The following is a 13645-nucleotide window of genomic DNA, read 5'->3' on the forward strand; positions in this document are numbered from 1 at the left end:
AATATTTCTGCGTGCCTTGACATGTGCCTTGTCGTTTACATATATTCGCTTATGCAAATATACGCATGCGTAAATATTACGAGTCGGCAATGAAACAGAAAGAAGAGACAGAGGCTACGGGGACGCTGGAATCGCTCACCCTCCTCATGCAGGCCCTGAGCGACGAAAATCGCCTTCGCATCATCAATCTGCTGCTCGCGCGTGATGAGCTGTGTGTGTGCGACATTCAAAGCGTCCTGGCGATGCCGCAGACCCGCGTCTCCCGTCATCTTACCATACTGAAAAACGCGGGTCTTGTCACGGCACGACGTGATGCCCGCTGGATGTATTACACCTTACTTCGAGACACACCGCTGGGAAGGGAACTCTGCGCGATGTGCGAACGGACATTTCCGGGTATTCCCGCGTTGGCAGCCGATCTCACCTCACTCAACGCAGCGTGCGATCTCGTCTGCTGCACCTTCCCGGTCAAACACGAAGAAGCAACATGAACACGAATCAGAAACGACTTTCCTTTCTCGACAGATTTCTCACACTCTGGATTTTTCTTGCCATGGGCGCCGGGGTGTCTGTCGGACATTTTTCGCCGTCGATAGCCGAATTCTGGAATCGGTTTCAGGCGGGGACGACCAACATTCCCATTGCTATCGGACTGATACTGATGATGTATCCGCCGCTGGCGAAGGTCCGTTACGAAGAGCTGGGAGACGTCTTCCGCAACAAGCGCGTCCTCGCTCTGTCACTTGTTCAGAACTGGGTGATAGGTCCGGTGCTCATGTTCGTGCTGGCTATCGTTTTCCTTCCGAATCACCCCGAATACATGACAGGCCTCATCCTCATTGGTCTGGCTCGTTGTATTGCCATGGTCATCGTCTGGAACGAGCTGGCCTGCGGCGACAATGAATACGCGGCAGGACTGGTGGCGTTCAACTCCATTTTCCAGGTGTTGTTTTACTCGGTGTATGCGTGGGTGTTCATCACCATCCTGCCGGGCTGGTTCGGCCTTGAAGGAAGCGTTGTGGACGTGACGATGAGCGACATCGCGGAGTCAGTCCTGATCTACCTTGGCATCCCCTTCTTTGCGGGGATGCTCACGCGTTGGGCTCTGGTCCGGGCACGGGGAAAGGAGTGGTATCACAAACGCTTCATCCCGAAAATTTCGCCGCTCACGCTTATCGCGTTGCTCTTCACGATTTTCGTGATGTTCTCCCTGAAGGGCGAAGTGATTGTGGAACTGCCCTTCGACGTGCTGCGCATCGCCCTCCCGCTGGTGATATACTTCGTGGTGATGTTCCTGGTCTCATTTTTCATGGGACGGTATTACGGAGCCGACTATTCGAAAACGGCGACGCTGTCCTTCACAGCCGCAAGCAACAACTTCGAGCTCGCCATCGCTGTGGCAGTCGCCGTCTTCGGCATCGGTTCAGGCGAGGCCTTCGCGGCTGTGATCGGTCCGCTGGTCGAAGTCCCCGTGCTCATCGGTCTGGTGACAGTGTCGCTGTGGCTTCGGAGAAAATACTTCGGTAACGAAGGAGTGCGTTGAGAGCAGCACAAGGAGCAAAGAGGTGAGAGTTGAGAACACAGAACGGATAATGAAGAAGCAGTAGCACACACGAGGAGCACAATGTCAACACCCGAAATTTTTCCTCGACTCGCGGCGTCGTTGATGCGCGCACGAAGCGAACGCGATCGCATCGACAGCGCTCGGCGTCAGCAGCTCGACGCGTTGGTGCGTAGTATCAACGAACGCATTGACGCGGACAGCGAAGCGCGTCTTATTTTTATCTGCACACACAACTCCCGTCGCAGCCACCTGAGCCAACTCTGGGCGCAAGCTGCAGCGATATGGAACGGACGTCACGACATCGCATGCTTCAGCGGCGGCACGGAAACGACGGCCTTCAACCCAAGCGCTGTTCAGGCGCTCCGTAATGCGGGCTTTGAGATCGAAACCGCAACGCATGACACCAATCCCCGCTACGACGTACGGTATGCTGTCTCTTCCGCACCCCTCGTTGCGTTCTCGAAGAAATACGATCACGCATCAAATCCGTCTGACGGCTTTATCGCCGTGATGACCTGTTCTCAGGCCGATGATGGATGTCCGGTCGTGTTGGGCGCCGCACAGCGGATTTCCCTTCCTTACGGCGATCCGAAAGAAGCGGACGGCACACCTCTGGAGGCCGCAGTATACGAAGAACGCTCCCGGCAGATAGCCCGGGAAATGGTGTATGTCATGGACGCTTTAGCAAGTAATGGGTAAAGAGGTGGGTATCCGTTGTTTTTGGCTTCACTCTTCACTCTTTACTCTTTACTCTTCATTCTTCACTTACCCACTAATGAGGTTTCAATGATTTCCCCGGATGCACTGAAGCAAATAGTTAAAGAGAAATATGCCGAAATAGCCGAGCAGTCCCGCGACGAGAATGCCTCCTCCTGCTGCGGAGCGACAAGTTCCTGTTGCGGTGATGGAATGAGTTACACCATCATGGCCGACGAATATACGGGGACGGATGGGTACGTGGCCGAAGCCGACCTCGGTTTGGGGTGCGGCATCCCGACCGCTTTCGCCGGCATACGATCCGGCATGACCGTGCTCGATCTCGGCAGCGGAGCCGGGAATGACGTGTTCATTGCCGCACGTGAAGTCGGGCCCGAGGGACGCGTCATCGGTGTGGACATGACACAGGCGATGATTGATAAGGCCAACAGCAATAAGGAAAAGGTTGGCGCAACGAATGTGGAATTCCGCTTCGGTGACATCGAGCAACTCCCGGTGGACGACGCGACCGTGGATGTGATCGTATCGAATTGCGTGCTGAATCTCGTCCCCGACAAAGCGAAGGCCTTCGCCGAGATGTACCGTGTGCTCAAGCCCGGCGGACATTTCGCGGTTTCGGACATCGTCTTCGAAGGCAGCATGCCCGAGGCACTCAAAACCGTGGCCGAGCTGTACGCCGGCTGCGTATCGGGCGCGATACAGAAATCCGAATACCTTGCGTTGATCCGCGAGGCGGGGTTCGGGCAAGTGGACATCCCGAAGGAGAAGGACATAATTATTCCGGAGTCCATTCTCCACGATGTCTCCGCCGCCCTTCCCGAGGAGCACCGTACCCTCAGCGGAGCACGCCTGGTTAGTGTGACCGTGACAGGCGTGAAAAGCGCGTAGCGCAGAGCGCGGGGCGCAGAGCGCAGAGCGCGGGGCGCAGAGCGCGGGGTGCAGAGCGCGGCAGGAACACCTTGATAGCACAGAGGCAGGCCTTGCGGCCTGCCTCTGTGTTTGTTGTCGTCGAATGAGAAAATCAGTTACGCGGGGCGTCCTGCGCTTCTCTGATGATGCGTTCGAGCTCGGAACGATCGCCGTCCGTGCGAATCAAGGTTTTCATCGCCTGCAGATAGGTAGCTCTAAAGGCGGGTTCCTGACCCAATCGGCGGAGCACCGGATTGAGATTGGGATCATGGCCCATGGACCGGTACTGATCGATGGCGATACCGACAGCGCGGTTGAAGATTTCCTCGGTCAGGATATTCGCGTCTGCTTCGCGATCTTTGGGATCAACGACGGGATCCGGATCAATATGCGAGGCACCCGAGGAGGGATTGACAGTGCCACCAGTGAGGGGTTCGGCACCGACGGCGGCGAGACGCTGATCGAGGTCGGGAATCAATTCGCGGAGTACGGACTCCATGGCGGTCATACGGGTCTCAAGCGTGCCGATGGTCTCCTGCTGCTTCTGCAGGACTTCGAGCCCGGCCTTGACCGGCATTCCCACGGCCACATTGACGTAACCAGGCACTCCGCGGGCGAGCGTGCTCCAGGCCACACCGACGACGATTTTGGCTTGTTCGGCTGTGAGGTCATCCGGAGCGACGGCCATACCAATACCGTTGTCGCGACCCGAGGGAAGGATGTAATCACCGATATTGACGGGACCACTGACCTTGACCGGTACCTGGCCGAGGAAGGCGCACTTTTCGAAGAGATGTTCACTGCCCGCGGGCGGGACGTTGCCGAGGACAATCGGTGACTTGGAGATAACGAACACCATGTCCGCACCTTCGATCTTGCGCGTGATCTTGCCGCCGTGCGCCCCGACGATATCGCCGTAGGTAAGCATCTCGGCCGGATCTGCACGCTCGAGCCACTCCGCGTAGTCAGCACTGCCGGAAGAATACGCGACACCGTACTCCGTGAGATAGGTGACCTGCTCGTTAATGACCTGTGCTGCGAGCAGGATGATTTTCACGGTGTTGTAGACGATTTTCGCGATACCCGGCGTCACGGTTACGACACCGAGACCGACGCCCACACGGAAATCCGTTATGGAGGAGATCAACTCGACAGCCGCATCGGCGACATCGAACACATGACCGAGTGTCATAAGGACGTACTCGAGACTTCCGGCACGTTCACCCAGTGTCTCGCCCGTAATGGCTCCGCGCTGCTTGGTATTGTCCCAGAAACCGATGTAGTTATTGTCCGTACTGGTTTCGCTCTCGTTGAGCTTGATGGACATACCATGTTTCGCACCTTCAACGAAGATCGGATACTTTTCCTTCTCGCTGCTGGAAAATGCGGGACCCGCATAGTTGATATGCATCTGTCCACCGAGATTGACGTTTTTGTCAACACCGACACCGCCTTTCACAATGAGGGCGCCGTTATTTTTTGCTGTGGATTGTGTCGCGTTCTCAACAGTGGTGATGCCTTTGAACAGCGCATCGCCCTCATTCACGAACGAAACCGGGAACAGCGGATTCGGATTGAGATTGGCATCGAAGTTCGGATCCGGATTGGTTCCGATTTCCGCCTGGTTTTCGACCACAAGATTCTTGAATTTCGCCGTACCGCCGACTTTGAGGTCGCGGCCGACATAGGCGTCGCGGCCCACACCGAGGTCGACACCGACATTGAGATTTTTCTTGACACCCGCGCCACCCATGGTGCGGAAACTGCCATTGAAGCTGGCATCGGAGACGGAGTAGAAGTCCACTATGACCGGGACGTCAGTCTCGTCGTAAATCGTGGTAACACCATCTACCTCGAGCGTCCCCCCCACTTTCGTGTTTCCGGTTATTTCGGCGGTGCCGTCGAGGAAGCTGTTACCGATGATGTGGAATGCGTATTCGGATTCCGTGACACCGGACCAGATGGGTCCCTCGACCATCAAACCATCTTCCGGAGCGGGGAAGCTGCTAGCGTAGGTGGAACCGATGGCCACATTACCCGCGACACCAAGGCGGCTCAGCGGGGCTTCCGTGCCGAAACCGACGTCGCCCTGCACGATGAGGCCGTTGCTGGGCGCCTCAAATTCACGCGCATACTGCGAACCGATGGAAGTATTGCCCGCGATACCGACGGTGGATTTCGGGATGGTCGTTCCCACGCCCAATTTGCCCTCGATCGCGGCGCCATTAGCGGGTGCCTGGTTCTCGGAGAAATTCGTACCAACGGCAACATTACCCTTCACACCCAGCGAACTGCCAGGGCTCGGGGTGCCGATACCGACACGACCTTCGACAAGCACGCCGTTCATCGGGGGGAGATGGACGCCTGTCCAGTCTTTTCCAACCACCACTTCACCGGCGACTTCCAGCTTCGCGGCCGGATACGCTTCACCGATGCCCACATTGCCTTCCACGATCAAACCACTTTCGGGTGCGGCCTTGCTGCCTCCCCAAGTCTCACCGATCGTGACATTGCCCTTGACGTCCATCTGACTTGCAGGGGTCGGCGTAGCCACGCCGAGTTTGCCGTAGGCGGTCAGGCGCATGCGTTCGAGGTTGTCTGTACGGAAGACGAGAGCGACATCATCGCTCGTGCCAACGAAGTCCAACGAGGCGTCGGTACCGACATTGCCGCGGGTGGACCAAGGCGATCCGTTGGAGGGAAGCGGGCCGGTGCTCTCCGAGCGTCCGTCTGTTGAACTCAGACGATCCGCTTTATCCGCATGGATAGCGTGGAAAGCGTAGGGAACGGAAAGAAGTTGCGAAGCTCCGAGCAGCGAATAGTTTGTCCCGCCGTTCTCGTCGAGCTCCACCTGGAGCCAATAGCTGTTTTTCCCCCAATCGAGCGCGTCTAATGCTCCCTGACGGAGTTCGCCGGCACCGATGTTGAGAGTGAACAGTCCATATTCGTTCGTCTGCACGGAATGCAGTTCGTTATACACCTCGGGTCCCGTGGGCCCGTTTTTCAGAATACTGATGCGCAGGCTCATGGCCTTGTCCTGCAATAGCGTGCCGTCAACCGACCGTGCGACGCCCTGGTAATTCATATACGGGGGCGATTGCGCGAGCAGTGTGGAAGCGCAGAGCAGGAAGAGTATGAAAATCGAGAGTGTTGTTCTCATTGCAAATCTATTGGATGTTGTTGTTACTCTGCCTTGACGATTTTGTAGAGCGCCGTTTGTCCACCTGTGGGAGAGAGCGCTGCGAGGAGATAGAGGCCCGCCGGAAGCGATGTCAGCTGCAAGCGAACCATACGTTCGCCGGTTCTGACCTCATGCCGTAATACCGGCTCACCGAGCAGGTTGTACAGTACGAGACGCATATCCTCTTTGACGCCGTCCAGCGACACCAGCACCGAATAGCGGGCCGGGTTCGGGTACAGCTGCAAGCTGAAGGGTACGCCTCGGTCTTTCATGGGGATAACGGTGAGGAAGGACTGTTGAAATCCCTCCGTCAGCGCGGTGGAGCCGGTGGACCGCGTTTCCACGGCAGTCTGGCCGACGGTCCAGGAGATGCTCACAGACGGCGTCTGCGCATGCCCTCCTGATACGGCTATGACGGATGGCTCAATACGCTGAGCGTGCACGATCCCTGCGATGCACCACAAGATCAGCACGAGAATGAGTTTGTTCATGGATAACACGACCTCCGTTACATGATGAAAATATTCAATCCACCACAGATGCCGGAGAGCATCGTGCCGTTCCGCGATACAGACGGCGAAATTTCCGTCAGCTACGTAACCATGTTCCTGCGTAGTGCAGTATACTCTTTTTCCCTAGTCCCATAAATACGCACTTATACGTATTTATGGGAATTGTGCTTTCAATCGGTTGCGTTGCGCTTCAACGCATACGCCAGTAAGGCGTTGCTCCCCCGTAGTCCGAGTTTTCGCGCAATATTTGCCCGGTGCTTTTGAACAGTCCGGTAGCTGATAAACAGAAGGTCGGCGATTTGCTTGCTTGTACGTCCGTGTCCGAGATGGGTGAGAATCTGCAATTCGGTGGCGGTGAGCTCGAATTCTTTGCTCTCGTTTACCTCTGATACCGAGGGAAGGGAAGCGAGAATGGATCGTGCTTTGTCGCTGACATAGGTTTTCCCCCCCGAGGCCGATCGTACAGCGGTAATCATTTCTTCCTCGCTGTCCAGCGATGTCACGAAAAGTCGGGCAGTGTCTCTGACCCGCATGAGATGCTCGTTGCCATTCCCCTGAAGTACGTATATGATGGAGGTTGATAATCCCTGCTGATGTAAACGTCGGAGCAGTACAGCAGCACCTCCACCCGACAATTCCACATCCAGAATGCATACCTCCGGTCGATACAGATCAACCGCGTGAAGTGCATCCGTGATGTCATGCGCTTCGGCGACAACATGAATATCGTTCGTTGCATGCAAGGCGTCACGCAACCCGCGTGTGAAAAGTCTGCTTGACAAGGCGAGAAGTACGCTGCTGACGCAGCCTTTTCTCGGATCCTGTCGTAAGTGACCGATTGTCGGTTTGATCATTGCCAGCTGACACTCATGAATATCCGGGGCTTATCGCGTGGTAAAGTAGCACAGGATGAACGGCAATTCAAAACCCGGGCCATCCACCGCTGCCGCTTCCTCACCTCGTAACCCGAGGGTTCAGACGGAAGAAGAACACGACGACCGAAGAAAGCCGCAACCGGAGTGTACCCGATTTGATTCCGAACTCATTCAGGATCTCATTCCCTGGTCTGCGTCGGGAAAGAAAAATCCCGGCCGGTTGCACACCGGCCGGGATTGAGAGATAAGAGAGAATAGTGCGAGACCTAGCGGGCAAGCAACATTTTCTGCTCGAGACGAACATCGCCGGCTCGGAGCTGATATATGTACATGCCGCTGGGTACGGTTTCGCCCGCATCCGAACGGCCGTCCCAGGTGACGGAATAGGATCCGGCATCCAGCACGACATCGAACAGCGTGCGGATGGGACGACCCATGACGTCGAAGATGACCAATTCCATATGCCGGGTATCCGGCGTACCGAAACTGATCGTCGTGGTCGGGTTGAAGGGATTCGGGTAGTTTTGTGCCAGTGTCACACCGGTTGGAATGGGCAATTCGCCTTCCTCGATGTCCGCATCCTTCGGCTTTTGCGTCGGGACGGTTACCGTGGCTGAAGCGAAGGTGGTGTTATTCGCGGCGTCAATGGCTTCGTAGGTGATGGTGTACGTACGGGGGCCATTATCGCGCTTCGCGCGAAGCTGGAACATATCGTCGAATACACCGATGGTCTCACCTACGATATCGCCGTTGGCATTCTGGTTGCATGTGATGGACGTCAGACGCGCAGTGGTACCCGGCACGTTGTCCCACACTTCCACGGTGGCCTTGATATCGTACAGTTTGTTATCCGCCGGCCAGAGATACCGCGGGGCGACTTTCACCCAAATCTGCGGCGCCTCATTATCCTCGACTGTGACCGTGAAACTGCATGTCGCGGTTTGATTACTTCCGTCAATGGCGAGGTAGGAAACCGTGGTTGTCCCGAGGGGGAAGAAGGAACCGCTACCGAGACCTTCGGTACGGATCACTTCAACATCCGCGCATGTACTGTTGGCGACAGGGGGGGTGAAGTTGACGACAGCACCGGCCATGCCAGGATCGGTGCTCACAACAATGTTGGCCGGGCAGGCAATCGTGGGCGGATCACCGACGACGGTAACCAGCTGTACGTCTGTCGACCGATTGCCGTAGGCGTCTGTCGCGGTCCAGATAATACGGTGCACGCCAACGGACAGCGTACTGCCGGCGTTATTCACGAGATTGGGTACGCCGCAATTATCCGTACCTGTCGCCGTGCCGAGGACGTTGTTGTCCACGGTCCAATAGCACAGACCCGGATCGGCATCCACCACGATGTCGGGCGGTGCGACCACAGTCGGAATGTTGCCATCGAAGATTGTGACCTTTTGAATGGCGCTGGCGGAGTTGCCGTTTCCATCCGTAGCAATCCAGGTCACGAGAGTGACACCAATCGGAAAAGTTGCGGGCTTATTATTGCTCAGGGTAACCCCGGTGCAGTTATCGACGGCACTCGGAAGGCCGAGGTTGACGTTCGCACCATCGCGATAGCACACTCCGGGATCAGCGATCAAGTTCAGATCACCAGGAGCGGAGATCGCGGGCGGTGTCTGATCGACAACGGTCACCGTCTGGTTACCGGTTGCGAGATTTCCGGAGGGATCCACCGCGGACCAGGTAACCGTTGTAGCACCGAGTTGGAAAAAGGCCGGAGCGTTGTTGGAAATGGTCGCGGAGCAGTTGTCCGTCGCCGAGGCCGTGCCCAGGGGCACCAAGCCGCGCGAAATCGAACAGGCATTTCCGGGAGCGGTGACGGTGACGTTCGCGGGCACAGTCAATACTGGCGCACTATTGTCAATAACTGTCACCGTCTGTTTGGCGAGCGTGATGTTGCCGTTGTTATCCTCTACCGTCCAGATCACCGTGGTAACACCAACGGGGAACGGTCCGGCGGGGCTACTGGAAACGGAACTGATTCCACACGCATCCGTCGTTGTTGGCGTTCCGAGATTCACGGCCGCATTGCATGCATTCCCAGCCGCGTTCACCGAAATGTTGGCGGGAGGAGTGACCGCAGGCGGCGTCCGATCCACAACAAACACATCTATGTTTTGTGTCGTCACATTGTGAGCCCGATCCCGGACAGTGAGCGTCACCGATACGGTACCGATGTCACTGCAGGAATAGCTGGTTTTGCTGATGCTCTTACTCACCACTTCGCAGTTATCGAAAGCGCTGAGAATGAGTGTATCGGCCGAGATATTGGCTGTGCCCGTAGCGGAATCCAGATAGACGGTAAATCCAGGGAACGGGGTAAATGTAGGCGCCTCGGTATCGAGTATGCCCTGCGCCTCGTAAGCGCCGATGTCCGGCTTTGCGATGCCGTCATTATCACCATTCACCTTGCGATTGCTGCCGCGCTGATCCTTCATGTTGAAGGTACCCGTGCTGTCCGCCGCATCAACCGCACGTGAGCAAGCAAGGAGTCCGTGCGTCTTGGTGACGCCCGCATTCAGTCGCAGATCATCCAAGCCGGCATTCACTGGTTTCGAAAGAGTTCCGGTGAGGTCGCTGCCGAGCCACCCGCTGCTGCCCGCGTCGTCTTGCACGAGATTCGTCCCGGTCGATGAAGCAGCACCAGACACATTGGGCCCCACGGGAGCGCTATTTTCCGCGAAAATGCTACGCTTTGTGGAGAAGGTCCCGGCGTTCCACACACCGCCACCGTTATCGGCGCCGTTGAAGGCGACTGTTGAAAAATCGACTGTTGCTGAACCACCAACGGCGTTCGCAAGTCCGCCACCATTGTTGTCGGCCGTATTTCCGCTCAACGTGGAACTATGCACGGTGAGTGTGCCGGCATTGAATACGCCGCCGCCATTGCCCGCGTTGTTGCCGCTCGCAGTAGATTGCAGCGAGGAAAGCGTTCCGCCGAATGCCAATGAAATCGCCCCGCCATTGGCGCCCGCGGAATTATCCTCGAAACTTGTGTTGGTAATCGTGGCAGTGACAGCACCGAGATTGAGAGCACCACCGCTTGAGCCGGCACCATTGTCTCTGAACACACAGCTGTCGATTCCGATAGTACCAGCCTCCGCATAGACAGCACCGCCATTGAAAAACGCATCGTTATTCAAAAAACGGCATTTGGAGAGCAGGAGCGTGCTGCCGTCGTGCCAGATTGCGCCGCCATTGCTGATTGCGGTGCTCCAGCGGAAATCGCAGGATTTGACAGACAGCCAGTTGCGCGACATGAACACCGCGCCATTCAATGCGCGGCCGCTGGAAAATGAGAGATCGGTGATCAGCAATGCCGCGCTGTCGAGATTGAAGAGACTCGACAAATCATTGCCGTTGATCTCCAGAGCTGCCGCACCGGGTCCGGTGATGATCAGATCTTCCGGCACGTTGATTGTGCCAAGAGTAAGGTAAATCGAACCTCGCACGACCGGGCCGAAAAGAATCATATCTCCGGAACCCGCGTAGGTTATTGCTTCGCGAAGACTCGTACCGGCGCCCACGGTGGAGTCCGCCGAGGCATCGAGTTCATCTACAAGCGTTGTGACGACATGGGATACGTTACTGAATACCGGTTGAGCGATCATCCTGCCCTGCGGCAGCGTCGCCATTCCGGCCAGCAGCAAGCCCAATATCGGTAAACGCTTAAAAAACGTTGTTACTGCAGACATCATCGTGATCCTGCTCCAATTGTTGTTGATCGGGAATTGGAGACGGAGCACTGATCCTTTCGGAGCTACGCAGGGATGGACCTTCCATTCCTGGTCGCGCCGACCGCTTTGCGCCGCGCATTGCAGTCGTTCAGACTCCATCGTCTTGCAGGAACATGGAGGTGTCCGTTGCGGTGCGGCAGTGGGAATGATTCAACGTTGAAATTTCGCGAATACATCCATTTCTCACAATACGCACTTATACGCATATCCTGTTCGCCCTCCGTTGTACCGTCTCGCCGCAACACTGCGGTGACCATGCGCCAGAGCGGTTGACACGGCGACGACAGCGAAGGTGCGAGCGCAGGAAGCACGCAAGGGATCGGTGATCTCGGCAATGCTCCCGGGATCGCTACGATGAAGCATGGTTTGCGATTGTATGCGAAGACGAATCCGGTACGGGAGCTTCGATGCTCGAGCACAAAGATTTCCTTCCCAAACTTTTGTATATTTCAAATTGGTCGCACCGGAGTCTCCGCTGCCTGTTAATGACATCCTGAAGACAGTGCCTACTTTCCACGTGCGTTACGGAAAGAATCATGCTTCGAGACACTGCTCTACTGGCAACAGATTTTTGCGCCAAATCCGTGCTTTCGCAGCCCTCAGCATGACGAGGTTTGCCGGCGCAGAGATGTCACTTACGAAATGTACCGGTGTCCACCTGAGGCGGACTGGTGGGTACACTCAGGTAGGACAGCATCCCTGTCCTATCACTCTTTTTACGGTGAGCTTATCATGAATAAACCTGTCGTCGCCATCGTCGGTCGCCCGAATGTCGGGAAATCCACCCTCTTCAATCGTATCATCGGCGCGAGGACTGCCATCGTCATGGATGAACCCGGCGTGACGAGAGACAGGCACTACGCCGAGACCGATTGGTCCGGGCGTGATTTCGTGCTCATCGACACCGGCGGCTATGTACCGGATTCCTCGGATGTGTTCGAACGCGCGATACGGGAACAAGTGCGACTGTCTATTGAGGAAGCAACCGTTATCGTCTTCATGGTGGACGGGAAGGACGGTCTCCTGCCCATGGACGCCGAGCTTGCGAACATGCTGCGCCGCTCAAAGAAAAAGGTCATCCTCGCGGTAAATAAAATCGACTCCACGAAAGCCGAACCGAAGCGTCACGAATTTCATGAGCTGGGTCTGGGAGAGCCCTACAGCGTGTCGGCGATTTCCGGTCGCAACACCGGCGACCTGCTCGATCTCATTATCGAGGGCTTCCCGTCGGCCGTAGAAGCCGAGGAACCCGACCACATGCAGCTCGCGATTATCGGGCGGCCCAACGTCGGCAAATCATCCATTACCAACGCAATACTGGGGAAAGAGCGCTCCATCGTTACCGATATCCCCGGTACGACTCGCGATGCGATCGACAGTCTGATCGAGCATGAAGGCCGGAAGATCACCCTCATCGACACGGCGGGATTGCGACGGAAGAGCAAGGTGAAGGACAATGTCGAGTTCTATTCGACTCTGCGGACAATGAAAAGCATACAGCGCTGCGATGTGGCGATGATCCTCTTCGATGCCTCCGAGGGACTGTTGCACCAGGACATCGATGTGCTGAATGAAGCCGCACGACTGAATAAAGGTCTCGTCATCGCGGTGAATAAATGGGATCTCGTGGAAAAAGACAGCAAGACCGCCGATCTTATCGTCAAGGATATTCACGCGAAAATCAAGATGTTCGACTTCGTTCCCGTGATTTTCGTCTCGGCGCTCACGAAGCAGCGTGTGTTCAAGGCGCTCGACCTCTGCCTGCGCGTGTACGACGAGCGAAGCAAGCGCATCCCGACAGCCGAGCTCAACGACAACATCCTCGAAATCCTCCGTGCCACACCGCCACCCGCCACCCCGACGGGGCGCCAGGTCAAGGTGTACTATGCAACGCAGGTGCGGGAAGCGCCGCCGGTGATTGTGCTCTTCGCCAATGAGGCAAAGTACATTCCCGAAAGCTACCGCCGTTTTGTCGAACGCCGCGTCCGGGAAATCTGGGGATTCGAAGGCGTTCCGCTAACCGTACAATTCAGGTCCGGAAAGTAAGATAGCCATGCCCTGTGGGGGATGGAATTCATCGCCTGCTGTTGACCATGGTCCGCATTCTGCATACCGACCACGAAACCCCTCCTTCA

General features: G+C 56.4%; 9 protein-coding genes. 5 read left to right on the forward strand and 4 right to left on the reverse strand.

All coding sequences use genetic code 11. From position 1 onward, the window contains the following. Nucleotides 1-89 precede the first annotated feature (89 nt). The 4 genes from M5R41_08915 (at nt 90) to M5R41_08930 (ending at nt 3169) form a co-directional block, all read left to right on the forward strand. Nucleotides 90-491 (forward strand): metalloregulator ArsR/SmtB family transcription factor, encoded by a 402-nt coding sequence (locus M5R41_08915; GenBank protein ID MCZ7556507.1) that lies wholly within the window; start codon nt 90-92, stop codon nt 489-491. Continuing rightward, a complete protein-coding gene (arsB, locus tag M5R41_08920) occupies nt 488-1543 on the forward strand; it encodes an ACR3 family arsenite efflux transporter (protein MCZ7556508.1) in 1056 nt (351 codons plus the stop codon). Before M5R41_08915 ends, arsB begins: the two co-directional genes overlap by 4 nt. An 81-nt stretch (nt 1544-1624) precedes the next feature. Next, entirely contained in the window at nt 1625-2263 is a 639-nt protein-coding gene (locus tag M5R41_08925; protein MCZ7556509.1) for a protein-tyrosine-phosphatase, read from the forward strand. A gap of 87 nt (nt 2264-2350) precedes the next feature. Beyond that, complete coding sequence (locus M5R41_08930; GenBank protein ID MCZ7556510.1) at nt 2351-3169, forward strand: arsenite methyltransferase; 819 nt, start codon at nt 2351-2353, stop codon at nt 3167-3169. A gap of 133 nt (nt 3170-3302) precedes the next feature. Here M5R41_08930 and M5R41_08935 read toward each other — a convergent pair whose 3' ends face one another. The 4 genes from M5R41_08935 to M5R41_08950 all read right to left on the reverse strand — a co-directional run bounded on the left by M5R41_08935 (nt 3303) and on the right by M5R41_08950 (nt 11471). Then, nucleotides 3303-6350, reverse strand: a complete 3048-nt coding sequence (locus M5R41_08935; protein MCZ7556511.1) for a hypothetical protein — start codon at nt 6348-6350, stop codon at nt 3303-3305. A 23-nt stretch (nt 6351-6373) separates the two neighbouring features. Then, a complete protein-coding gene (locus M5R41_08940; protein ID MCZ7556512.1) occupies nt 6374-6862 on the reverse strand; it encodes a T9SS type A sorting domain-containing protein in 489 nt (162 codons plus the stop codon). A gap of 191 nt (nt 6863-7053) precedes the next feature. Beyond that, entirely contained in the window at nt 7054-7737 is a 684-nt protein-coding gene (locus M5R41_08945; protein MCZ7556513.1) for a response regulator transcription factor, read from the reverse strand. A 287-nt stretch (nt 7738-8024) separates the two neighbouring features. Then, nucleotides 8025-11471 carry an HYR domain-containing protein gene (locus M5R41_08950; protein ID MCZ7556514.1) on the reverse strand — a complete coding sequence of 1149 codons (3447 nt, stop codon included), beginning with the start codon at nt 11469-11471 and terminating at the stop codon, nt 8025-8027. Nucleotides 11472-12242: 771 nt separating this feature from the next. On the opposite strand from M5R41_08950, the gene der reads away from it, so the two are divergent. Next, the gene (der, locus tag M5R41_08955; protein MCZ7556515.1) at nt 12243-13556 is read left to right on the forward strand and encodes a ribosome biogenesis GTPase Der; all 1314 of its coding nucleotides are present in this window, start codon (nt 12243-12245) and stop codon (nt 13554-13556) included. Nucleotides 13557-13645 lie beyond the last annotated feature (89 nt).

Source organism: Bacteroidia bacterium (assembly GCA_027493955.1).
In the GTDB taxonomy this organism is placed as follows: Bacteria; Bacteroidota; Ignavibacteria; order SZUA-365; family SZUA-365; genus JAOSJT01.